Source organism: Paenibacillus sp. RC84, from assembly GCF_041260495.1.
Taxonomy (GTDB): domain Bacteria; phylum Bacillota; class Bacilli; order Paenibacillales; family NBRC-103111; genus Paenibacillus_F.
The window spans coordinates 54004-74894 of the sequence record NZ_JBGBYL010000008.1 but is presented as its reverse complement, the minus strand read 5'-3'; the positions used below and the strand labels follow the sequence as shown (position 1 = coordinate 74894).

At 49.8% G+C, this 20891-nt stretch carries 25 protein-coding genes; 5 read left to right on the top strand and 20 right to left on the bottom strand.

Annotated elements, in window-relative coordinates; genetic code table 11:
• Nucleotides 1–164: 164 nt before the first annotated feature.
• Both ABH899_RS18545 and ABH899_RS18540 read right to left on the bottom strand, forming a co-directional pair.
• Nucleotides 165–2765 (bottom strand): metallophosphoesterase, encoded by a 2601-nt coding sequence (locus ABH899_RS18545; protein ID WP_369999191.1) that lies wholly within the window; start codon nucleotides 2763–2765, stop codon nucleotides 165–167.
• A 275-nt stretch (nucleotides 2766–3040) separates the two neighbouring features.
• Entirely contained in the window at nucleotides 3041–3448 is a 408-nt protein-coding gene (locus ABH899_RS18540; RefSeq protein WP_218230925.1) for a GNAT family N-acetyltransferase, read from the bottom strand.
• Nucleotides 3449–3881: 433 nt separating this feature from the next.
• On the opposite strand from ABH899_RS18540, the gene ABH899_RS18535 reads away from it, so the two are divergent.
• Nucleotides 3882–4856, top strand: a complete 975-nt coding sequence (locus tag ABH899_RS18535) for a hypothetical protein (protein ID WP_369999188.1) — start codon at nucleotides 3882–3884, stop codon at nucleotides 4854–4856.
• A gap of 98 nt (nucleotides 4857–4954) precedes the next feature.
• Here the strand turns inward: ABH899_RS18535 and ABH899_RS18530 are convergent, their stop codons facing one another.
• The 3 genes from ABH899_RS18530 to ABH899_RS18520 all read right to left on the bottom strand — a co-directional run bounded on the left by ABH899_RS18530 (nucleotide 4955) and on the right by ABH899_RS18520 (nucleotide 7449).
• Nucleotides 4955–5605, bottom strand: coding sequence for a hypothetical protein (locus ABH899_RS18530; protein WP_369999185.1), 651 nt, complete (start codon nucleotides 5603–5605; stop codon nucleotides 4955–4957).
• A 206-nt stretch (nucleotides 5606–5811) separates the two neighbouring features.
• Entirely contained in the window at nucleotides 5812–6999 is a 1188-nt protein-coding gene (locus tag ABH899_RS18525) for an MFS transporter (RefSeq protein ID WP_369999182.1), read from the bottom strand.
• 138 nt (nucleotides 7000–7137) lie between these two features.
• Entirely contained in the window at nucleotides 7138–7449 is a 312-nt protein-coding gene (locus ABH899_RS18520; RefSeq protein ID WP_009675357.1) for an ArsR/SmtB family transcription factor, read from the bottom strand.
• Between the two features lie 128 nt (nucleotides 7450–7577).
• Between ABH899_RS18520 and ABH899_RS18515 the strand changes: the two genes are divergently transcribed.
• A complete protein-coding gene (locus ABH899_RS18515; protein WP_369999178.1) occupies nucleotides 7578–8108 on the top strand; it encodes a cysteine hydrolase family protein in 531 nt (176 codons plus the stop codon).
• Between the two features lie 34 nt (nucleotides 8109–8142).
• On the opposite strand, the gene ABH899_RS18510 is transcribed toward ABH899_RS18515, so the two are convergent.
• A complete protein-coding gene (locus ABH899_RS18510) occupies nucleotides 8143–9441 on the bottom strand; it encodes an arsenic transporter (protein ID WP_369999175.1) in 1299 nt (432 codons plus the stop codon).
• Nucleotides 9442–9648: 207 nt separating this feature from the next.
• Between ABH899_RS18510 and ABH899_RS18505 the strand changes: the two genes are divergently transcribed.
• Together ABH899_RS18505 and ABH899_RS18500 are read left to right on the top strand one after the other, a co-directional pair.
• A complete protein-coding gene (locus ABH899_RS18505; protein ID WP_369999172.1) occupies nucleotides 9649–10098 on the top strand; it encodes a MarR family winged helix-turn-helix transcriptional regulator in 450 nt (149 codons plus the stop codon).
• 70 nt (nucleotides 10099–10168) lie between these two features.
• Complete coding sequence (locus ABH899_RS18500; protein WP_369999169.1) at nucleotides 10169–11026, top strand: arsenite methyltransferase; 858 nt, start codon at nucleotides 10169–10171, stop codon at nucleotides 11024–11026.
• 123 nt (nucleotides 11027–11149) lie between these two features.
• On the opposite strand, the gene msrA is transcribed toward ABH899_RS18500, so the two are convergent.
• Entirely contained in the window at nucleotides 11150–11827 is a 678-nt protein-coding gene (msrA, locus tag ABH899_RS18495; protein WP_369999166.1) for a peptide-methionine (S)-S-oxide reductase MsrA, read from the bottom strand.
• Nucleotides 11828–11921: 94 nt separating this feature from the next.
• The gene (locus ABH899_RS18490) at nucleotides 11922–12146 is read right to left on the bottom strand and encodes a MerR family transcriptional regulator (protein ID WP_009672945.1); all 225 of its coding nucleotides are present in this window, start codon (nucleotides 12144–12146) and stop codon (nucleotides 11922–11924) included.
• Between the two features lie 302 nt (nucleotides 12147–12448).
• On the opposite strand from ABH899_RS18490, the gene ABH899_RS18485 reads away from it, so the two are divergent.
• Complete coding sequence (locus tag ABH899_RS18485; protein ID WP_369999162.1) at nucleotides 12449–12757, top strand: hypothetical protein; 309 nt, start codon at nucleotides 12449–12451, stop codon at nucleotides 12755–12757.
• On the opposite strand, the gene ABH899_RS18480 is transcribed toward ABH899_RS18485, so the two are convergent.
• From ABH899_RS18480 to ABH899_RS18425, 12 genes are all read right to left on the bottom strand, one after another.
• Nucleotides 12754–13068, bottom strand: a complete 315-nt coding sequence (locus ABH899_RS18480) for a DMT family transporter (RefSeq protein WP_009672940.1) — start codon at nucleotides 13066–13068, stop codon at nucleotides 12754–12756. The genes ABH899_RS18485 and ABH899_RS18480 overlap by 4 nt on opposite strands.
• On the bottom strand, nucleotides 13068–13418 hold the full coding sequence (locus tag ABH899_RS18475; protein ID WP_009672941.1) for a DMT family transporter: 351 nt from the start codon (nucleotides 13416–13418) through the stop codon (nucleotides 13068–13070). The genes ABH899_RS18480 and ABH899_RS18475 overlap by 1 nt, the downstream gene beginning before the upstream one ends.
• 1 nt (nucleotide 13419) lies before the next feature.
• Nucleotides 13420–14184: a MerR family transcriptional regulator gene (locus ABH899_RS18470; RefSeq protein WP_009672944.1), complete on the bottom strand. Its 765-nt coding sequence runs from the start codon at nucleotides 14182–14184 to the stop codon at nucleotides 13420–13422.
• A gap of 158 nt (nucleotides 14185–14342) precedes the next feature.
• Nucleotides 14343–15776: a M56 family metallopeptidase gene (locus ABH899_RS18465; RefSeq protein WP_369999742.1), complete on the bottom strand. Its 1434-nt coding sequence runs from the start codon at nucleotides 15774–15776 to the stop codon at nucleotides 14343–14345.
• 26 nt (nucleotides 15777–15802) lie between these two features.
• Entirely contained in the window at nucleotides 15803–16162 is a 360-nt protein-coding gene (locus tag ABH899_RS18460) for a BlaI/MecI/CopY family transcriptional regulator (protein WP_042232246.1), read from the bottom strand.
• 199 nt (nucleotides 16163–16361) lie between these two features.
• On the bottom strand, nucleotides 16362–16745 hold the full coding sequence (locus ABH899_RS18455) for a retropepsin-like aspartic protease (RefSeq protein WP_016423771.1): 384 nt from the start codon (nucleotides 16743–16745) through the stop codon (nucleotides 16362–16364).
• Nucleotides 16742–16942, bottom strand: a complete 201-nt coding sequence (locus ABH899_RS18450) for a hypothetical protein (RefSeq protein WP_249266998.1) — start codon at nucleotides 16940–16942, stop codon at nucleotides 16742–16744. The genes ABH899_RS18455 and ABH899_RS18450 overlap by 4 nt, the downstream gene beginning before the upstream one ends.
• A 130-nt stretch (nucleotides 16943–17072) precedes the next feature.
• Entirely contained in the window at nucleotides 17073–17591 is a 519-nt protein-coding gene (locus tag ABH899_RS18445) for a sigma-70 RNA polymerase sigma factor region 4 domain-containing protein (protein WP_369999155.1), read from the bottom strand.
• Between the two features lie 4 nt (nucleotides 17592–17595).
• The gene (locus tag ABH899_RS18440; protein WP_369999152.1) at nucleotides 17596–18030 is read right to left on the bottom strand and encodes a hypothetical protein; all 435 of its coding nucleotides are present in this window, start codon (nucleotides 18028–18030) and stop codon (nucleotides 17596–17598) included.
• Nucleotides 18031–18415: 385 nt separating this feature from the next.
• On the bottom strand, nucleotides 18416–18778 hold the full coding sequence (locus ABH899_RS18435; protein ID WP_218230935.1) for a hypothetical protein: 363 nt from the start codon (nucleotides 18776–18778) through the stop codon (nucleotides 18416–18418).
• 301 nt (nucleotides 18779–19079) lie between these two features.
• Nucleotides 19080–20006, bottom strand: coding sequence for a hypothetical protein (locus tag ABH899_RS18430; RefSeq protein WP_369999149.1), 927 nt, complete (start codon nucleotides 20004–20006; stop codon nucleotides 19080–19082).
• Nucleotides 19996–20535, bottom strand: a complete 540-nt coding sequence (locus ABH899_RS18425; RefSeq protein WP_009676356.1) for an RNA polymerase sigma factor — start codon at nucleotides 20533–20535, stop codon at nucleotides 19996–19998. Before ABH899_RS18425 ends, ABH899_RS18430 begins: the two co-directional genes overlap by 11 nt.
• Between the last annotated feature and the right edge of the window lie 356 nt (nucleotides 20536–20891).

Genomic DNA, 20891 nt, shown 5'->3' with positions numbered 1-20891 from the left:
GTAATTCCGCATCCGTCGGCAGGAGAAGCTTTCAGCATGCGCTTCTCTCTCTGGGCAGCCCGTGAAGGGAATCGTGTCTTTGGTCAATGCCTGTATGGGTAGAAATTATAGAATCGGCCGGGAAGGATGTCAAGCCGCCGATTTCTATTTTTCTCCATGCCAGGTCACTTCGTGCCGCCTGCCGTGCTGATTTCGACCGGTTCGGAATTATTTCTTCCCCCGACGGCTTTAACGACAAACTCATAGGTTTGCGCGGAGTCGGTGCCGCTCAACGTATAGCTGTAGGCGGTCTGCCCGCTGACGGCCGGAACGTAGGCGCTCCAGTTGATGCCCGCCCTGCCGTTCTTCTCGTAAATGCGGTAGCCTCTAACCGGCTCGGATGTGCCGGCGGGAGCTTTCCAGGAAATAACCGCCTTGCCCGACTGTTTGACGGCGCCCGCATTTTCCACCTTGGCGGGCTTGCCGTCCGTCCGCTTGATGCTGTAGGACTCATAAACAGCGACGGGTTTGTCTTTTACGGCCGTATAAGACGTGAATTTGAGCACATCGCCGGTGATCGACACATCCACGAACATCTTCTTGTTCGGCTGCTCGTTCTTGGCGGCGAAGAACGTATCCGCGTTCGGGTTCAATTCGTAGAACTTCGAAGCGGCGGAGTTGCCCATCAGGTACACGGTGCCTTTCGGATTCACGACGTTGCCCTGCTCGTCGATAATGACGTTTTTGATGGGAACGTTATTCAGCATCTGATAGGATCTCATGTACATATGGTCATGCCCTTCGAAAACCATGTCCACGCCCAGCTCGTCGAATACCGGAATGAGATACTTGCGGTAAAATTTCACCCGGTCGTCCTCCGCCGACGCGTTGTCTCCCGAGGAATAAGGACCTTTGTGCATGGAAACGAACTTCCATTTTTTATCCGATTTGGCCACCTGATTCCTCATCCATTCCAGCTGCTTCGTAAATTGGGGATCGGCCTTGTACGGGGAAACCTCCCCTTCGTACTGGGAATTGATCTGCATAAAGAGCGCATCGCCGTATTCAAACGCATACACCGATCCGTCATGGGCGCCTGTCCCGACATCTTTGGGCAAATTGAAGTGGTTGTAAAAATTGTTGTTCGGGTAGTCCTCCACCTCGTGATTGCCGATAATCGGGGCGAACGGCACGTTGGCGAATTCTTTTTTCGGAACCCCCAGGAACCACTGCCACAGCTGCTCCAGATCCCCGTCATCCGTCAAATCTCCCGTCAGCAGGACGAATTTGGGATCTACCGTCTTCTCGATGGCTCTCTTGAACGTATCCTGCCACAGCTCGAAGTTGGATTTGCTGGAGCCCTGCGTGTCGGTCACGTACAGGAAGTGAAAGTCCTGATTGTCGGCCCGGTCCGTCGTAAAAGATCCGGTCTCGCTCCAGCCGTCCGCATCCCCGTTGCCGGCCCTGTAGACGTACTTCGTACCCGGCTTAAGCCCGCTTGCAGTCGCTTTGTGACTGGCGAATTTCTTGTATTTCTTCGAGCTTCTGTCGCCCGCGGTCATCAGCGTGTCGATGACGGTGACACTGCCCGTGTAGCTCTGCGCCAAGTCAGCCGGGAACGTGCCGCCCGGGGCTTTGGATGCTTCCACCACCTGGACAACCGTGCCCTTCACCGTTTCGGCCGTATACCAGTCGAACGAGATGCTTGTTTTCGGGTCGCCGTTGAACGTCATGTTCAGCAAAGACGGCGATTTGATGCCGGAGTCCGGCATCCTCGTCGTGAAGCTCCACGTAATGTCGGCGGACGGGGCTGCGCCATCCTGGGCTCCTTTTACGAGTCCCTTGGGAACGGTGACCTTGTAAGTTTTTCCGGCCGCCAGATCGGGATGGCTGATTTTGAGGACACTGCCGCTCACCGCCGACGAGACGCCGGAAAGCGAAGCGCCGCCGCTGTCCGTGATCGCCGCTTTATACGCGTTGTCCTGCACCACGGCTTTGTTGAAGGTCACGCTGATTTCGGTGTTCACAGCCGCGTCGGCCGCTCCCGGAGCGGGAGTTCTGCTTACAGCCGTCGTCGGCTGTTCCCCGGGTTCGCCGCTGCCGCGTTCGCCGGTCACGAGCACATCTTTGATCCGGCTGGAACCCGAGCTGGATACCGTGCCGCCGCTTACACTGGCGGTCGAGCTTACGACCCAGCGGATGTAGAGCACATCCTGATCGCCGGTCCCTTGCGGCAAAGAGAGGTTCGTTAATTTGCAGGTATTGTTCGGACAGCTGAAATTATTTTGGGCAAGGACCAGCTTCCCGTTCGGAATGTCCGTCCACGTCTGCTGATCGGTGCTGAATTGAACTTTGAAGTCACGCGGACCCGTGCTTGAGGAAGTTTGCTGCGATGATAGGGTAATGTTCTCATACCCTTTGGTGGAAAGTGCCGCGAGCCAGTATTTCTTGCCGCTGCCGTCGTGCCAGCCCTGATTGCGGACGCTGTTTTCGCCGGATTCGTATGTGTACTGGTCGGTATTGGTGCCTATGTCGCGGATCGAAGAAGCCGATTGGAACACGCCGCCCGTGGCGGGAAATACACCGTTACTGCCTTTGTCCTTGAAAATCCACTGCGCCAGCGTTTCTTTAATCGCCGCCGCTTCCGTCCGTGCGCCATTGCCCGCTCCCGCCGTACCGCTTGCCGAAACGGCTCCGGCCAAGTCGAGCGCCAGCAGCAGGAATACGACGAACAGACTGATGGAACGCGTCATTCTTTTTCCGGGAAAAGCTCGATACTTCCGCATTTCGCTTCCTCTCCTCATGTGATCAGATGGGTAAAGCGGTGCATCCGCAAAATTAAAGCGCTTTAATTTCGCTTCATTTATCTTATCACGGATTCCATTTTTTTGTAAATTATCAAAGATAAGCGAGTAACCAAACAAAAGGGCGCCGGCATGTTCATTCTCACAGTGGCGCAGCACAAAAAGCACGGGTCCTCGCGGACTCGCGCTTTCGACAAAGCCGTGCGGTTGTAAGGCTCCTCTGCCTTTCCTTTAAACCGAGCGGGCCGCCCGGCTCGTCAGCCTTTCATAACACTGTCGGAACTGTACGTATCCGAGTATTGAGTCTCGCCTTCCTTCAGCCACACATCCGCAAATTCGTCCGGATTTTGCTTAAATTGCTCCAATACGTACGAGCAGGCGGGAATAATTTTTCTGCCGTTCTCGCGGGCCTCGGCTACGACATAATCCAGCAGCATTCGACCCAGGTTGCGGCCCCGGTACTTGGGATCGATAAACGTATGATTGACGATCCATGTGTCCACGTCGACCATATGGTACGTCATTTCTCCCACCGTGCCGCCTATGCCTGTCAGGATATAGCTGGTTCCCTGCTTCTGGACCACAATGTCCACATATCCCTCTTCGCCCGTCTCGCGAGGGGCAGAATTCTTTTCCTCCGGCGGGTTCTGGTTCAATTCACTCATTTTATCGCACCTCCTGAAAAGAGTTGTCGTTCTGTAGGCAAGCGGATGAAACCGCGCTATAGAACCTCTTTACCCTAAGAGGGGGGTTGTGAAGCTGATTTGAACCGGCGACAGCTTTCCAAAACCTCTCTTCAACTCTCCGAAAAGAAAGGGGGTTTTTGGCGAAAAAACGAAGGTTCCACGCCTATATTCCGCATTCCGTGTCGAATGGAGATAATTTCTACAAATAAGGACAAAAACTGAACAAAAATTGTCGATTACTTTTTTAATTGGTTATGGTACTATAATTTGTAAAATACTTTATCTAAGTAAAGCTTTAGGATTTATGATTTTTGCAAGCGCTTCGATTATCTGAAAATCACGTCTCCCCCCAATTAACGATGAAAATGGATGAATGGATATCTTATTTTAGCAAGGAGGTGAAAACAGTACTATGTATCTTCCAAAATGGAGCGGCTTGTACGTCCACGTCAAATGGTTTACCGAAGACCACGTCTGGAACCCGCAGCCCATGACCAAAGTCATCACGCCCGCTTTTCTGCTGTGGCTCGGGGTCACGCTGGCCGCCCTGCTCGTCTGTGTCCTCTTCAGCGAATCGCTGGAGCGGATCGGTCTTGTACACCGGGTTCATCAGTTTTTGAACGGATTAAAGCGCTATCAATTGCTTATTCTGCGCGTCGGTGTCGGTTTGGGTCTGCTGATGCAGCTTTTTACGGGCACGTATCTCGCGCCGGCTTTCGTATCGGACCATGTCTGGGTATACGCCGTGCTGATTCTGGCTATCGCCGGGCTTCTCCACCGCAGGCTGCTGGTCGTGAGCGGTGCCGCTCTCGCTGTCCTGTATGGGTATTCCCTCGTTACATACGGGCTCTTCCACGGGCTTGATTATTTTTTCTACGTCGGCGTTATTTATTACCTGCTCGTCACCGAGAGCCGCTGGAAGCAATCGGCTACACCCGTTCTCTACCTATGCACGGGGCTGTCCCTCGCCTGGCTTTCCATGGAAAAAATGACACTGGCCAAGCTCGCCTGCTCGCTTATGCACGAGTACGGACTCCCTACGCTCGGCTTCACGGTTGAGGATTTCGTGCTGATCAGCGCGTTTATCGAAATGGGGCTCGCCTGGGCTTTTATCATGGGGATCATGAACCGCTTCACCGCTCTTCTGCTTACCGGCGTTTTCCTCATGACGACCACCTTTTTCGGGTTCAAAGAAATCGTGGGCCACACCATTATGCATACGATTCTTATTTTGTTCATTATCGAAGGGAGCGGTGCCGCCAAAACGTTATACCAGTTCCACCGTACACCCGTCATGCGATGCTTGTTCGTTGCCGTTAACTTCTGCATCGTCGTGTTTGGTTTGATGGGCATTTACATCTGGCTGGGACAATTTAATCCACTCTAATTTTCGGAAAGAAGGAAACTGATACATATTTCTCCCTCAACAAAAAAAAGGACGCAGGCTGATCGGTTGGAACAGCCCCGTCCTCTTTTACATGTCCGTTATCGGCCCCGGTTGGCACGCAGCCCCAGACTCTCCAGCTCCGCCAGGGCGTCTTTCGCGCTCCGCTGCGGATTTAGCGCCGCTATAAGCTCTTCCGTAACAGCCGCATCCGCGAATAGCTCGCGTACCGCTTCAAGATCGACCGGTTTCTCGTAGTAGGACACGGCCCATTCCGCATGTTCTTCCGGTGTATTCTTCAGATAGCCGAGCAGAAAATCGGACCCGTCGTCCTCCCCTTCGGCTTCCTGAAGATCTCCGGTCTTCCACGCCGAATCGCTGGCCTGCCGCCAGATGCAGAACGTAACGTCCTCCCGTTCGAACAGGTCGTTGTCCAGATAGGCCAACAGTCCGGCGGGTGCCGTCTCATACATGCCCGGCCATACGCCATACTCCTCACGGGCATGCGGGCTGAGGGGCGACATGTGGTCAAAGCCCTTAATGATAACTCCCTCTTCCGCGAAAACCACGTACACGTCATCGCCCGCCCCGTTCTCGACGATCCCTAGAGCGGCGTCTGTTTTCCAGTCCGGCACGTACCGGTACACTCTCAGCCATTCTTCCCCGCTCATGATTACATCCAAAGCGGCCATATGCAGCAGCTGCCTTTTCAGCTCAGCCGGTTCCGGCAGCGGACGTTCCCAGTTTTTCATTCGTTCTCCCCCTGTCGGCAAGGTTTCTCCGGCTCCTCGCGTGAGCCTTTTTATCCGAATCCTATTCCTCGTTCTCTGTGCGGATCATCCTTATCGTACAAAAGTCTTCCTGCCTGTACAAGCCGCAAGGTCCCGTTGTGTTTATCCCCGTCCTGTCTCACCTCAAACGACGCACTCCAGACCTCGCACTTAACGCTTGAAAAGCGTTATTCGGCAGCAGCCCGGTGTTCCACCGAGTTCGCCCGGGCACGGAATACGCTCATTTTTATCAGAATCAGAACAAACGCGAGTCCTGCGAACAAAATCCCGCTCCAGACAAGCTGATGCACACCAAGCCGGGAAATAAACCAGCCTCCGGCCGCGCTTCCTATCGTAATCCCCAGATTCGAAAACGATACGAAAAGACTATTGCCGAACTCGGGAGCTTCTCCCGATTCCTCCATCAGCCATGTCTGGCTGATAATGAGCCCGCCTGAGTGTACAACCCCCCACAAGACAATCATTCCGATCATCGGAAGCAGGTAGGAGCCGAGCCAGTAGTTCATCAAATAAATGACTACGTACAGAAGCGGAAACAGCAGAACCGTCTTCGTTACGCTCTTCTGCAGCAGAACACCGAACAGAAAATTTCCCATAATCATAACGACACCGAACACCATCAGCATCGCGCTGATTAACGAGCCTGTCATGCGGGTCACTTGGCCCAGATACTCCGCAAAGTAGCTGTACACCGAGAACATAGCCGCAAACAGGCTCATAACGGCCGCAATATTCAACCATAAGCCCGGTTTCCGCAAAATACCGAGCTGCTTGCCGTACGACATTCTTTCCTTAACCGGCATGGACGGCAGCCAGAAAAGGATGCCCATAAATGCGGCCCCGTTCACAAGCGCCCCGAACAGAAACGCCGCTTCCAGCGAAAGCTGCTCCGCCAAATAAGAAGTGAGGGGAACGCCGAAAGCGAACCCGACGGTAATGCCGGCAAAAACTTTAGTCACCGCTTGGCCGCTTTTTTCCGGGGGAACGAGTTTGGCTGCAGTCACCAGCGCTACCGAGAAAAACACCGGGTGGAAGAGCGCCGGGAGGATGCGGAACAGCAGCATCACGTCGTAGCTGGTCGTCATCATGTAAATGAGGTTGGAAATCGTGAAGACAAGGACGGAAAGAAGCAAAATCCGTTTGCGATTTATTCCCGAGGCAAGCAGTGTCAGGAACGGTCCGGACACAGCCACCACGAGGGCAAACAAGCTGACCAGCAGGCCGGATTGGGAGGCCGTTACCCCGAATTTCTCTGTAATTTGGGGCAGCACTCCGACCACGCCTATTTCTGTCGTAATAATGCCGAAAACGCCCAAGGCGAGAATCACAATGAGCAGCGTATTTCTCTGTTTCATGCAGTAAACACTCCTGTCTGACTCGTATTTTGTATCTATGTGGAATGAGAAGTGAATTCTCATGAATAAGGATGATTCATACTTTTATTTATATATCTGAATATATAGATGTATTTAGATAAAAAAAAGCGCTCCTTCCTACAGTTCATTCCGGATATAATCGGCAAACTCCCGGATTGTTTTTTCATTGCGTCTGTAAAACGTCCACTTGCCTATCCGTTCCGATTCGACTAGACCCGCCTTCTGCATAGTGGCTAAATAGCTGGAGATTACCGATTGCGCGAGACCCGTCTTCCCCTGCATATCCGCTACGCAGACCCCGGTCTTGAATTCGATGCCGTGCTGGATATATGGCGCCGGATCGAAATGTTCGGCAGGATTTTTGAGCCAGTCGAGAATTTGCCGCCTTGTTTCGTTGGCCAATGCTTTATAGATCAATAAAGGTTCCATGTTCCTTATTATATCTAGATTTATAGATTTGTAAACCGTCTCTCCTTCCTAAGGCACCAAACACCCCCTGTTCACCAGCTCCAATGCGGGCTATACTTAGGAAAAAAGCGGTAAAGGGGCAATCTACGTTGAAAAAGGCGCTTGTGATCATCGACATGCAGGAAGTGTTCTACACGTTGCCGGAGAATCACCTATACCGGAAAGACGAGCTGGCCGGCCGGATTAACGTCCTTATTGACAAAGCCCGCTCCGCCTCGGTTCCCGTCGTATTCATCCAGCACACCAGCTCCGATCCCGGCGATGAATTTTACCCGGGCAGCCCGGATTGGCAGCTTTATCATGGAATGGCGCGGTGTGAAGATGACACGGTGATCCGCAAAACGACGTGGGATGCTTTTCACGAAACGGAGCTGCCGGACTTTTTACAAAAGCAAGGGGTCGAACAGCTCGTGTTTGCGGGCGCCCAGACCGAATTTTGCCTGGATACCACCCTGCGTTCGGCTTACAGCCACGGATACAAGTGCAATCTAGTCGTAAAAGACTGCCACAGCACCCTGGACAGCTCCGTCCTGCCCGCATCCAAAATTATTGAGCATCATGAAAATATTTGGAACGGAAGGTTTGCTTCGCTGCAGCCTATGGAAGCCATCGCTTTTTAACCGCCTGCAAAAAGCAAAAAACCGCCCGCTTCATTCACGCCAGAATCCTTAACCAGAAGTACAGGCCCAGCAGGGTAATAAACAACGTAGGAACGGTAAGAAGAACCCCCGTTTTAAAATAAGTGCCCCAGGAGATCTTCACTCCTTTGGAATTCAGGACATGAAGCCAGAGCAGCGTCGCCAGGGAACCGATAGGGGTAATTTTGGGTCCCAGGTCGGAGCCGATCACATTCGCATAGATCAACGCTTCTTTCGCGGCACCCGCCGCGCTGGTTGCGTCAATGGCGAGGGCGTCGATCATGACGGTAGGCAGGTTGTTCATGAGCGACGATATCAGAGCGGCAAGAAAGCCCATCCCCATCGTCGCCGCGAACATCCCCCGGTCAGCCGCCGCCTGAATAACACCGGCCAGCAGATCCGTTAAGCCTGCATTGCGCAGCCCGTATACGACCACATACATCCCGACGGAAAAAAAGACGATCGCCCACGGAGCGCCTTTCACCACTTCCCGGACCGGAACGGCAGAGCTTTTACGCGCCATCAGCAGGAAGAAAACGGCAATAGCACCGGCGATAACCGACACGGGAATGTTCAGAAACCCGCTGACGAAATACCCGGCCAGCAGAACTCCCAGCACCGCCCACGACAATCGGAACATGGCGGGATCTTTAAGCGCATCCGCCGGTTTTTTCACCTGCTCCGCGTCAAAATGCCGGGGAATACTTTTCCGGAAGAAAAGATACAGCACCAGAATGCTGGCAGCCAGCGAAAAGAAATTCGGCACGATCATCCGCCCGGCGTATTCCATGAAACTAATCCCGAAATAGTCTGCCGAAACGATATTCACCAGATTACTGACGACCAGCGGCAGCGACGTCGTGTCCGCAATAAAACCGCCGGCGATAATGAAAGGGAACACTTTCTTCTCGTCGAAACGAAGCGCCCGCACCATGGCCAGCACAATCGGAGTCAAAATCAACGCGGCTCCGTCATTGGCAAAAAACGCCGAGACAAACGCTCCTAGCACCGATACATATATGAACATGCGAAGACCGCTGCCTTTGGCCGCTTTGGCCATGTGCAGCGCCGCCCACTCAAAAAAGCCGATCCGGTCCAGAATCAGCGAGATCAGAATAATCGCCACGAATGTCAGCGTTGCGTTCCAGACGATATTCGTGACATCCCACACATCCTGAAAGGTGACCACACCCACAAGAAGAGCTGCCGCCGCTCCCCCGCACGCCGACCAACCGATAGACAAATTTCGAGGCTGCCAAATAATCAGCGTCAACGTAATCAAAAAAATGAGACACGCCCACACTACAGTACTCACTGATTCAACCTCCAATTTAACGCTTCGTTCACGGTTACCAATAATTATTCGTTATAAGAGCCCTGTAATCCGGAATATCCTAAAACAATTTCGAGCCGACATTATTATATAACCATATACTTATATATACAACCTCTTTTTCTTGATTTCAAATATACTTGCAACTTGCAATAATTCATTGTATAACAGATTCAGGAGGTGATTCCTTTGCAGGATGAACGGGAGCTTTTTCAAATGATGACCCGGCGTTTCGGGCTGCTGAACAAAAACTGCTGCACAGTCGGCGGATGCGATATTTCCCTCGTCCAAAGCCACATTCTTTATGAAATCGACCGCCGGCACAAGCCTTCCATGCAGCAGGTAGCCGAAATACTCGGAACCGACATCACAACATTCAGCCGGCAGGTGCAGTCTCTGATCAAAATGAAACTCGTTCAGAAAACACCCGATCCTGTCGACCGGCGTATCCACACGCTCTCTTTGACCACGGAAGGAAAATTCGTCGCGACCGCGATCGATACCCAGATGAACGATTACCTCGAAGAAATTTTTTCTTATATGAGTGAATTTGAAAAGGAAACGCTGATCCGCTCCATTAAGCTGTTTAACGACGCAATGGGGAAATCAAGCCGCTGCTGTACCCCGGTTTCGGGGTAAGCTTTTCCAACAAATAGTTGCATTTTGCAAGTATATCAACAGACTATTCATTTATTCAGGAGTGATTATAATGACAAAAGAAAAACGCGACCACGATCTGATTCGTCACAATGTACGCAGCAAATACAAAGAAGTAGCCGTCAAATCCATCCCGTTGACCTCCTGCTGCTCTCCCGGTGCGCCCGCGGAAAGCCAGGCAGAAAACCAGACGGAAAGCTGCTGTGATACCCCCGCCGATTTCGATGCCATCTCGGCCAGGCTGGGCTATTCCGGAGAGGAACTGACCGCCGTGCCGGGGGGTGCCAATCTGGGCCTGGGATGCGGCAATCCTCAAGCCATAGCGGCGCTGAAGCCCGGCGAAACCGTCCTGGATTTGGGCAGCGGCGGCGGATTCGACTGCTTCCTGGCCTCCCGGCAGGTAGGTGCAGCCGGCGGAGTCATCGGAGTCGACATGACTCCCGAGATGATCACCCGTGCGCGCCGCAACGCGGAGAAGGGCAATTTCACCAACACCGACTTCCGGCTCGGAGAAATTGAGCACTTGCCAGTCCGCGACAGCTCTGTCGATGTGATTATCTCCAATTGTGTCATCAACCTCTCGCCGGATAAACAGCAGGTGTTCCACGAAGCTTTCCGCGTCCTTAAGCCGGGAGGCAGACTCGCCATTTCCGATATCGTCACCACGGCCGAGCTTCCGGAGGAGATCCGAAACGACATAAACGATCTCTACTCCGGCTGTATTTCCGGCGCTTCTTCCATCGCCGATTTGGAGCGTCTGCTGCTAAACAGCGGCTTTACAGGTATTTCAATCGAGCCGAAAGATCAGTCCAAAGCTTTTATTAAAGACTGGGTTCCAGGCGCGGCGATTGACCGGTACATTGTCTCGGCGGTCATCCAGGCCGTTAAGCCTTCAGGCGCTGACAGTTGACAACAGGAATGCTTCAGCGTCTCTCCATACGGCGGATGCTGCAAGAATCAGATGTTCCTCGTAAACTATCGGCACCCTGCCGAGCCCGGAACTATGCCTGCCTGGGCTCGCCCCGAAAGCTGCCTACCACCGGATACGCCGGATCAGATCGAGAACCTTCTGCCGGGCCTCCGGTTCAACCGGCCACTGCTTGATCTCTCCGGCAACCCGCTCCAGGCTCGTGTAACCTTTGGCCAGTCCGTTCAGCCTCGCCGCCAAAGTCGAATTCACCAGCTCGCGGTGAGAAGGATATAATGTGCCGAGCTTGTCGACGGCATCGGGAAATCTTTTCAAATAATATTTCTGGTGCCGTTCTTCAGCCGGATAAAAAACCGAATAGGGAGCCGCTTCCGTCTCCGTCTCCGTGCTTCCCTGCTTCTTACGCCGGGAAATCACCGCTTGTATGGCCTCCTGCTGTTCCCTGTTATGATACAAAATCAGCGACAAATACTGCCGCCCTTTATACCCGTTAATGTTGACGGGATTGTGGTTGTCCCAAAACACGTCCAGAATATCCTCAAACGTAATCACCGCCGGGTCAAACTCCAGCTCTACCGTCTCCGAATGGTCTCCCATTTCGCGATAAGTCGGCTGTTCGGTCTTTCCTCCGGCATAGCCTGTCCTGGTGCGGATTACACCGGGCAAATGGCCGAACAAAGCATCCGGGCTCCAGAAACAGCCCATCCCGAGCGTTGCCGTTTGCAGATTGTTTTGCGGAAGCGTACGCTCCGCCGTTTCCTTTCCGGCACGACAATCGTTCATTCAATCCGGCCTCCTCCGTATGAATAAGTCTATCCGGGCTAATGTTCCCCATCCGCAGATGCAGCTAATAAAAAAACACCTATCCAGGTGTTTTTTACCGCTCTAGCAGCTCGTCTATTTCTTTTTTCAATAAAAGGTACCTATGAACGCTTCTCATGATCGGCACCTTGGTCAGCGTGCTTTTATCTACATAAGTCTTCATCTGATCTTTGGACAGCCCCAGTAAATTTCCCGCTTCCGTGACCGTCAAAACAACCTCGTTACTCGTCGCATTGAACGTCTTTTTTACCTTTTGATTCCAATCCTGGAACGCCTGCATAGGATGGCAACCTTCCTAATCTTAGCCAGTACATTTCTTGACTGATTCTATAAGTATACCACAAGAAAGGAGGTTTACCTAAGCTCATCGGAATTTGGCAAAGCCTATTTCACATCCGTCTAAGCACCAGTTATGACAGAAGCCCATACAATACCAAGGTCAAATACCTACACCACTAGACAGGGAGGCAGCACATATGAGTTTTCACGGAGGATTCGGAGGTTTTGGACCCGGCGGTTTCGGGCACGGTGGCTTTGGGCACGGAGGTTTTGGGCACGGAGGTTTTGGAGGCCCGTTCGGGTTTGGAAGTCCGTTCGGATTTGGAGGCTTTGGAACTCCGTTTGGGTTCGGGGGATTTGGCAGTCCGTTTGGGTTTGGAGGCTTTGGAGGCTTTGGAACCCCCTTCTTTAGTCCTTTCTTTTTCCGCGAACATAATCAAGGAACAGCGAACCCGTATTTCCCTGGACAATCAACCCTATCTTACACAGGAGCTTCTCACTACACATACCCCGGGCAGCAAACGGCACCTCAATTTTACACCGATCAACTATGACCGCCTTGTGAAGAAAACAAAAAAAGGAGCTGCCGCCGCAGCTCCTCTACTCATTTAACCGGCCAATTTCAACCCGCCGACAGAAAATATAACGCCGATAATACAACCGATCCGTATCCAGCCTCTCGGTTCCTTGAAAAATAACATCCCCACTACGGCGGCCCCGACCGTTCCGATTCCTGTCCATACCGCGTAAGCCGTCGCCAAAGGGATTGTTTCCATCGCCCGGACAAGCAGTTGGAAGCTTACGAGAAATCCCCCGATAAGGATAATGTTGTTGGTGACATTGTTCTTTTGGGCGACCCGTTTAATCCCGATCACCCCGATCACTTCCAGCAGGCCCGCCGAAATGAGCAGCAGCCAATCCATCACGCCTCACTTCCTTTACCCGACAATTTCAAACCGACGATACACGTCAGCAGAAGAAGTATAAAAACAATCCGTACCATGCTGACAGCCCCTCCGGACATGACGATTTCCACAATCGTAGTCCCGAGCGTCCCCATACCTGCAAACACGGCATAAACCGTCCCCACCGGTAAAACCTTGGCTGCTCTAATGATTAAATCGAAGCTCGTCAACAGGGCGATAAGCACGACAATGCCCGGGATAGCCTCATATTTGAATCCGCTTGCCCACACAATCTCCAGCAGTCCCCCCAGAATCACATAGGTCCATGCTCTGGCCTCACTCATCCGCACTTCCGATTTGGCTCCCATTCTACGACTGCCCCTCCTCCAAATGCTGTAAATGCCAGTCGACAATCCGGTCGATATAATCCATCACGTCGGCTTCCATTCCGTACACCTTCGCTTCTTCACCTTCTTCGGGACGGATTAATGCCCAATATTTTTCGATGAGCTGCTCATCCTGCTGAAACCAATCCATCGAAATTTCTACGATCCGAGCCGCAAGCTTTTGAGAAACGGCCGCAGACGGAGGCTCATGCAGATGCTCCTTGACCTCCCGGATCAATTTAGCCCACGCCATATTCCGCGGATCGTCTGCACTCAGGTCCGGTAAACTTTCAATGATCCGGATCTCCTTTTCCGTAAAATGTTGAGCCAGGAACGTTTCCCGGCCCTCGGATGGAGAGCTTAGAGACCGGATGAATAGAAAAATGTCCTCCGACTCGACATCTCCCTTCATCTCGAACGCGTGCCGTGTGATCTGGAGCAGTTTTTCCATCTCATCCAGCCGCCTTCTCTCTTCCGCAACCGCGGCCAGTTCAAAATCCAGATAAGCTCTCCAATTAATCTCGCTTGTCTCTTCCTCGGAAGAGAGCATTTTTTTGATCGAGGCCAGCGTAAAACCCAGCTCCTTCATCGCCGCAATATGCTGGAGCAGCTTAATTTCCCTGCCGGAATAGTACCGGTAGCCCGAATCCGCTACCTTTGCTGGCTTTAGCAGCCCGATTTCATCGTAATATCTCAGCGTTCTTATCGATATGTTCGTCTTCTTGGACAACTCTCCGATACTGTACATCTATGTCCCTCCTTACCCCATAATTATACAGTATCCAGTATAGGAGAGAGTCAAGGGTAGATTCATACCTATACGCCTCTATGTTGAAAAAATAGAACAACAAAAAGGCCCCAGCTTCTCTGCCGGGACCTTCCGAGTTGTCTCGCGTCGTCACATGACTAAACCGCACTCCCGGTTTCATTGAAATTCAATCGTTCCAACCGATCAATGAGCTGCCGTAGGCTTGTTTGGTCCTTACCGTAGGGCCTGACATCCTCTCCCAGCATTTTTTCTGCCTTTTCCCTTGTGAGCGTAAAGCTGTACGCCGGGTCAACATTCGGACCCGTAGGGTCCGCAATCGAATAGGTGATCCAATCGACGTTATCAATCAGGCTCAGTAGCAGGACGGAATTCCGGTAAAAAGCTTCTCCGCTGATTGTTCCGTCTTTTAACACAACCGTATCGTCGTTCACGACATAGTAGACCGTAACTCCGTAAGGCTGTGCCTTCGTTTGAAGCTCGATGCCCCTGCCTTCCAAGCCGCTTGGCCTGGGCATTCCGCCAATGAGGCCGCCTACTTTTATATGGTTGCCGACATAGAGTGTTTTGTTCCCCATAAGCTTTTCCATATCATACCCGGAATAGAGCGACTGTGCGGATAACTGGGACGAATGCGACAAAGGCTTGGGATCGGCCGCACAACCTAGTACCAAGGCTGCAATAACAAGTATGGAGCCTACGGCTATCCAAGAGGAGGGCTGACGATAGGCGAGAATATTTTTAATCCTTGCCTTAATATTCCCCTCCCCAAAAGCAAGCGGACTACCGGTCCGTAACCCGCTCCCCCTTACCGCAAGTGAAAGCAGAGTTGTGGAGTAGCTTCCTTTAATCTGGTCGCCCATCTTGTCCACGACACACTCATCACAGGACATCTCCATGTCCCTGCTCATGAGCGCATAAGACAGCCACATAAGGGGATTAAACCAATGGAAAGTCAGAATCACGAACGCCACAGGTTTTATCCAATAATCCCGTCTCCGGATATGTGTCTCTTCATGCAGTAAAATGTACGCCAGCTCATGCTCGCTAAGACCGGTCGGAATGTATATTCTCGGCTTCAGAAAACCGCATACAAAAGGTGTGGTGATCCGGTCCGTTTCGAAAATATTATCCTTTACGAGTGTCGCCGTTTGGATTCTGCTCCTTAATTTCAAATAAGACAGGGCACTATAAAAGAGGAGAATGACCGTGCCCGTTACCCAGATTATACTTGCAATCCACAAGATGATTTGCATGGTATTTGCGCTTGACGGTGGCGCGGCAGCCGGGAGAGTCGAGTTAATAAAATGGCTTATTCCGCTTATTCCGGCATCCACCATAGGATGTTTTTGCATCCCCATATCCTGCGGCACAAACTCCATGAAACCTGTTCCGGACCTGCCTTGGGGCTGTACCAGCCGTAACAGGCTAAAGCTTGAAGTAAAACTAACGGGAATGACCAGTCTTACGGCTACGGCCAGCCATAATAGATAAGAAAATATCTTAGGAGCTCGTTTCAAAAGAAATCTCGTGATAATAACCGCAATTGCGACATAGCTGGCTGTAATGCTCATATTAAGGATAGTAAGGAACAGGCTCGTCATCGGGTTGCCTCCTCAATAATCCGCTTCAGCTCCTCAGCCTCCTTCTCCGACAGTTTCTTTTCACCCAGAAAAGCGGTTAAAAACTGCGGCAAAGATCCGTTGAAGGCTTTATCTACAACCGTCCGGCTTTCGTATTTCTGCGCGTCGGTTTTCTTAATGATTGCGGTGACCGTCGCTTCCTCGTTTTTGAGGATCCCCCGCTCACAAAGCTTTCTTAACACGGTATAGGTTGTGGACTTCTTCCAGCCAAGCTTTGTTTGGCTTAGCTTTACCAGATCGGTAGAATTGACCGGCTCATGATCCCAAACCAGACAGGCAAATTTGTATTCGGCATCGAACAGTTTGTACGGTTCCAATCAGATCGCCCCCTCGCGGGTTTATTATGATAAACCTTGATGTAATGAGTTTATTGCAGTAAACCTCTGTTGTCAAGAGTGGGGGCAGCAAAAAGACCCGGCCTGTCGGCTGGGTCTCTTGTAGGTATGGGGCGGTTCGTAAAGTGTAAATTCAAAATCCGTCGCCGCGTAAGGTTTGAAATATTCTGGGATAGCGCAGCTAAACCCCCGCGCCCACAGTCAATTCTTTAGAATTGATCACTAACCCCGCAGCCTGGATGAAATCAAAACCTAGTATTCCGTCAATTTCCAACCCGTAATTCATTTCTCCTATCTCTACTTCAAAAACTTCCAAAGAAACCTCGCCTGTCCTCACGAAGTCAAAATATTTAGAGTAAACGACTTCTACTCCCCCTACACCCCTTATCTTATTCAGAACATCCTCAGGTTCAACCTTAACTCCGATCGCATCTACTACATCTGCACTGAAAATTGTTCCCGCCGAACCAGTATCGAGCAAAACGTGCTTCAAATGAAGTTGTTCGCCCCGATAACAAATCACAACTTCTATAAATGGTAACCCGTACTTTACCTCAATATTCATCTGGGCCCTCTAACCCCCGCCCACTTCTCGCGAAGCTTCAGCTTTTCACGAGATGTGTGAAAGAAACCATACTCCCGGTAAGGCTGTTCCCGATGCAATTCGTAATAACGCTTCATTGCCACTGCGGAATCGTCGAATCGATCAATAAGTGCCACTTCATCAATGAGCCAGTAACCGTCTTCTGAATGAGACTTCAAAGCCTCACAGACCACCCACTCGTCTGGAAATTGCTCTCTAACCTCTTCCCAACGCATCTTCGTCACCTCTGAAAGTTAGTACTTTTTTACTTTAAGTATAGCACACTAAAAGCTTTGCTCCTCTCAATTACTAATAACCATTCATGTATAACTCAACCTTATTTTGAATGTTCTCGATAATATGCTGTATTTGTGAAACCGAGACTCCGAGGTGCCTAGATATCTTAATCAAATCGCGATCTTCTATTAAATGGAGGACAACTCGCTTCTCTATTATTGACAAATTCTCTATAAAATAATTCACTTCAAAAACAGTTTCATCGTGAGAGTTTGAACCTAAGAAGTTAGACAAGGCGGAGAAGGTAGTATTGTTGTTGAACAACGGGGCGTCTAGAGAGAGCAAAGACTCCAACTTCCTTGCCTTCCATGCCTCTTTATTTTTGTCCCTCATAATGAATTTCAGTTGTAAAAGCATGTATTCTTCAAAACATCCATACTGCACCTTATATGTACGTATTGCATGGATTAGGGCAAGTGCACCTTCTGCAATTCGGTCCTCTAACTCCAAGCCTTTATAGGAGTCTTTACATTCCTGTGTGACAAGAGATATATAATGTCTCACAACATCATCTTCAGTAATTTTTTCCATTGCCTTATTTCTTCTTTGGAAGCATAGCTTTAAGTCCATTTGTTCTTGGTTTTTTAGGAGTCGCTCTTGGAGTTGTTGGTGCAGGGGTAGAGGGAATTAACGTGGCTAGCCATAGTTCATCTATTTTTTCAACTGAATATCTTGCGGGCAAACGAACCCCGCGTTCCTCAATGCAATGAACCAAGTACTCATCCCTGACTACTCCATTCTTCGGAATGCGATACCCCTCTTCAGGAAAGCCTATCAGTCCCAGTCTGGTACCATCTGAATTGACCCCAATTTTAATTTTTTTGGGGATATTTTCACAAAGGTTCTTATTAAAAGTAATCGTTTTCTCTTTTGATATTGTTATATATAAAACCGGCTTAGGAGGACGTGGTAAAAACCATTCAAATTGTGGTAAATCAATCTTTATATTATTTTCAAATCTACCAATCATTCACTCTTCCCCTTTTAGGTAAAATTTAGTATTTATAAACTTATATTACCTTTGAAGATGGCATGTGTCAAATGTAGAATATATATATACATCGAAAATATTTGATAAAATAAACCATCTATATTATGCTTGGATTGTCGGATAGATGGTATTTATCTTTCTGCGGATTGAAATGATGTTTATATTTATTCGGAATAGGTCAAAGAAGCTACCTCGAAAACAGTAACTCTCTGTCCGAAGTAGCTTTTTGATTTATCGGGTTAACCTATTAATTGTAGAGTCACTCCAATTCCGTATTCCTTCACTCCGCTTCGTCCATGTCCATGTGGCTTCTACCTCTGTCTGAACTCAGCAAACTTCATGTTATGTTCACGCCTCCATCCCCTTATAACGAAAAATCGGTCACGCCCTTCTTGTAAGCATATTTCAGGGTGTAGGCGTCTCCGTTCTCATAGGGCATAGCTGCAATTTTAATGCGAGTATAATCCAACCTGTATTCTCTTAAAACTCTCTTGATCAAAGCAATACCGCGTGCTTCATCCGTAACGACGCAAAATATGTTAAGAGCATACGCAGTCGGGTCGGAAACGCATTTTCCCATATCAAACCCGTCCACATAGCCCAGCTCGGCATCAGCTAAAAAAATCCCCAAATACTCCGTCACTTTGTCTTTTAACCAGTGGTCGCGCTGGCTGCCTTTTACGCTTTTTAGGGGATACTGCACGACTAGCCAACTTTTTTCATTCATCTGAGTCACCGCCTAAACGCTAAGTTATTTTCCCCGGCTTGCGGGGAACGAAGAAGATTTTCCGAAGATATTTCTATATATTAACAAGTCTTATAGTCAAGTTTACACGCAAGCTATATCCAATGCGACCTATTTTTGAGTTTAAAAGAGTTTGATCCCGCGCGCCTACCTCCCTGCTCCCGGAACAGCAAAAAGGCCCCGTTCTCCGCCGAGACCTTCTGCGTGTCATAAAAACGAGCCGCAGCTCGGTAAATCCACAAACTCGCCGCAGCCATGACAAATGTCCAACTGCATCCTTTCCCTATTCGTGCACTTGACGGAACATATCCGCTCCTGTGACATAGCGATATTTTTTCGTTCCACCCTTACCGGTGATCTGAAAAACTTGGTTATCCGGGTTATAAGTTACCGCATCTCCATATCCAGCCTTCAACGCCGCTTGAACATCCACCGATTCGATCTGGCCTTTTATATTTTTGTAAATATAGATTTCTTTGGCATAGGTCGATGCGACAACCTCGGTTACTCCATCCTTATCTAAGTCTTGCTCGTAAATGGTCCATGCATCCATTTGTTCGTAGGCAACAACCTCATCTTCTTTTAAAGTAATCCAATACACACATCTTCTTTCGGGCCCGCATTTGCCATCCAGCCGAAGATCCATCAAACCAAAAGCATCACTTTTTTGAAGTTTCGCTTCACTCATTTTTCCATAGCCAATCTCGTAAAACTCATCCTCGGTAGAACCAGGATGGTTGGTAAGCTGAAAACCGAAATAAGAGATTGGGTCTTTATCCGATTTTATGTAATCCATATACTTGCCGATTCCTTCAATAGACACCGTTTCTTTTACATGCACAGACGTCAACGGCAGCCGCGACAAAGTATATCCCCTAATTCCCTTATCTGTATCAGGGATGGCAGACAGTTCCTTTGCAGGCTCATAATGCAGGGCGATGTCTTCGCTGGAAGTTCCGTTGGTTCCCATTATCGCCTTCTCCATTGTTTGAAAGGCTGCCGGCAAACTATCAAAGACCGGAAAGAGCAGGAGGCAGATCAGAAGTCCTGCCAGCGGAGCAGTCATATAAATAAACGGGATTTTCAGTTTCTTTCTTTGATTCTGTTCAACCCGGGTAAGCACCGTTTGTTTCATCTGTTCAGTGAATACGCCTCTCCCGACGGAGCTTGCCTTAACCATCGCTGCCCAATTCGGTTTCTCACGATTCATGGTTCAGATTCCCCCATCTCTTTTCAACTTCCTTACGCGCTCTGCTCATTCTTGACTTTACCGTTCCTTCAGATATGTGAAGTAATTCCGCTATTTCTTGAATAGTCAACTCGTGTTCCAAACTTAGAATAAGAACCTCTCTTAGCTTTCGAGATAAACCCATAATAATTTCCCGGAGATCTGCAGCCGCCTGATTCGCCATATAGGAAACCTCGGCTGACTGTACTGTCCGAGTGCTTTTCACATTCCCAAACAGCAAAATCCTTCGAAAATAACTGGATTTCATTTCATTAATCGCAATATTTCTCGTAATGGAAAACAACCAGGTTTTGAAAGAGGATTGTCCTCTAAAGGTAGACATCTTCAAATGAACCTTAAGAAAGACTTCTTGCGCAATATCATTGGATTGTTCGTAATTACCGGTCAAAGCATAGGCATACCTCCACACATCGTCCCCATATTGAGTCATCAGATTGTACAATTCCGTATTATCGACTTCTTGAAAATATTTTAGGTACTCCGTTTCCATCTATCTCCCCCCTCCCAACCTATTAGACAAGATAGCGTGCTCAAAGTTCCCTAAATTGAATCAACGCTATGAAAATATTTCTAAATACGGAGGAGAGTCTACGTACGAGTGGTAGTATGAGGCAGAAAAATTGCCATGAATGAGCTCCTGACCTGCTAAGGGGCAAAATAAAAACGCCTCACTCGGATTCAGTCGGCTTACACGCTTAAACTCAGCCAAGTGTGCCGAGCAGCTCCCACTGCGTTCATGACTTCATAATACATAAATTTGTTTCTCCTCCCCACCACCGGAACAGCAAAAAAACCCAGCCTCTCGGCTGGACCTTCTGCTGTGTATGGAGGCGAACTGCAGCTTTG

Excerpts from the sequence above, each read along its gene's own strand:
- ABH899_RS18545 (WP_369999191.1), bottom strand. The coding sequence starts at position 2,765 with ATGCGGAAGTATCGAGCTTTTCCCGGAAAAAGAATGACGCGTTCCATC.
- ABH899_RS18540 (WP_218230925.1), bottom strand. The coding sequence starts at position 3,448 with ATGAGTGAATTGAACCAGAACCCGCCGGAGGAAAAGAATTCTGCCCCT.
- ABH899_RS18535 (WP_369999188.1), top strand. The coding sequence starts at position 3,882 with ATGTATCTTCCAAAATGGAGCGGCTTGTACGTCCACGTCAAATGGTTT.
- ABH899_RS18530 (WP_369999185.1), bottom strand. The coding sequence starts at position 5,605 with ATGAAAAACTGGGAACGTCCGCTGCCGGAACCGGCTGAGCTGAAAAGG.
- ABH899_RS18525 (WP_369999182.1), bottom strand. The coding sequence starts at position 6,999 with ATGAAACAGAGAAATACGCTGCTCATTGTGATTCTCGCCTTGGGCGTT.
- ABH899_RS18520 (WP_009675357.1), bottom strand. The coding sequence starts at position 7,449 with ATGGAACCTTTATTGATCTATAAAGCATTGGCCAACGAAACAAGGCGG.
- ABH899_RS18500 (WP_369999169.1), top strand. The coding sequence starts at position 10,169 with ATGACAAAAGAAAAACGCGACCACGATCTGATTCGTCACAATGTACGC.
- msrA (WP_369999166.1), bottom strand. The coding sequence starts at position 11,827 with ATGAACGATTGTCGTGCCGGAAAGGAAACGGCGGAGCGTACGCTTCCG.
- ABH899_RS18490 (WP_009672945.1), bottom strand. The coding sequence starts at position 12,146 with ATGCAGGCGTTCCAGGATTGGAATCAAAAGGTAAAAAAGACGTTCAAT.
- ABH899_RS18480 (WP_009672940.1), bottom strand. The coding sequence starts at position 13,068 with ATGGATTGGCTGCTGCTCATTTCGGCGGGCCTGCTGGAAGTGATCGGG.
- ABH899_RS18475 (WP_009672941.1), bottom strand. The coding sequence starts at position 13,418 with ATGGGAGCCAAATCGGAAGTGCGGATGAGTGAGGCCAGAGCATGGACC.
- ABH899_RS18470 (WP_009672944.1), bottom strand. The coding sequence starts at position 14,184 with ATGTACAGTATCGGAGAGTTGTCCAAGAAGACGAACATATCGATAAGA.
- ABH899_RS18465 (WP_369999742.1), bottom strand. The coding sequence starts at position 15,776 with ATGAGCATTACAGCCAGCTATGTCGCAATTGCGGTTATTATCACGAGA.
- ABH899_RS18455 (WP_016423771.1), bottom strand. The coding sequence starts at position 16,745 with ATGAATATTGAGGTAAAGTACGGGTTACCATTTATAGAAGTTGTGATT.
- ABH899_RS18445 (WP_369999155.1), bottom strand. The coding sequence starts at position 17,591 with ATGGAAAAAATTACTGAAGATGATGTTGTGAGACATTATATATCTCTT.
- ABH899_RS18440 (WP_369999152.1), bottom strand. The coding sequence starts at position 18,030 with ATGATTGGTAGATTTGAAAATAATATAAAGATTGATTTACCACAATTT.
- ABH899_RS18435 (WP_218230935.1), bottom strand. The coding sequence starts at position 18,778 with ATGAATGAAAAAAGTTGGCTAGTCGTGCAGTATCCCCTAAAAAGCGTA.
- ABH899_RS18430 (WP_369999149.1), bottom strand. The coding sequence starts at position 20,006 with ATGAATCGTGAGAAACCGAATTGGGCAGCGATGGTTAAGGCAAGCTCC.
- ABH899_RS18425 (WP_009676356.1), bottom strand. The coding sequence starts at position 20,535 with ATGGAAACGGAGTACCTAAAATATTTTCAAGAAGTCGATAATACGGAA.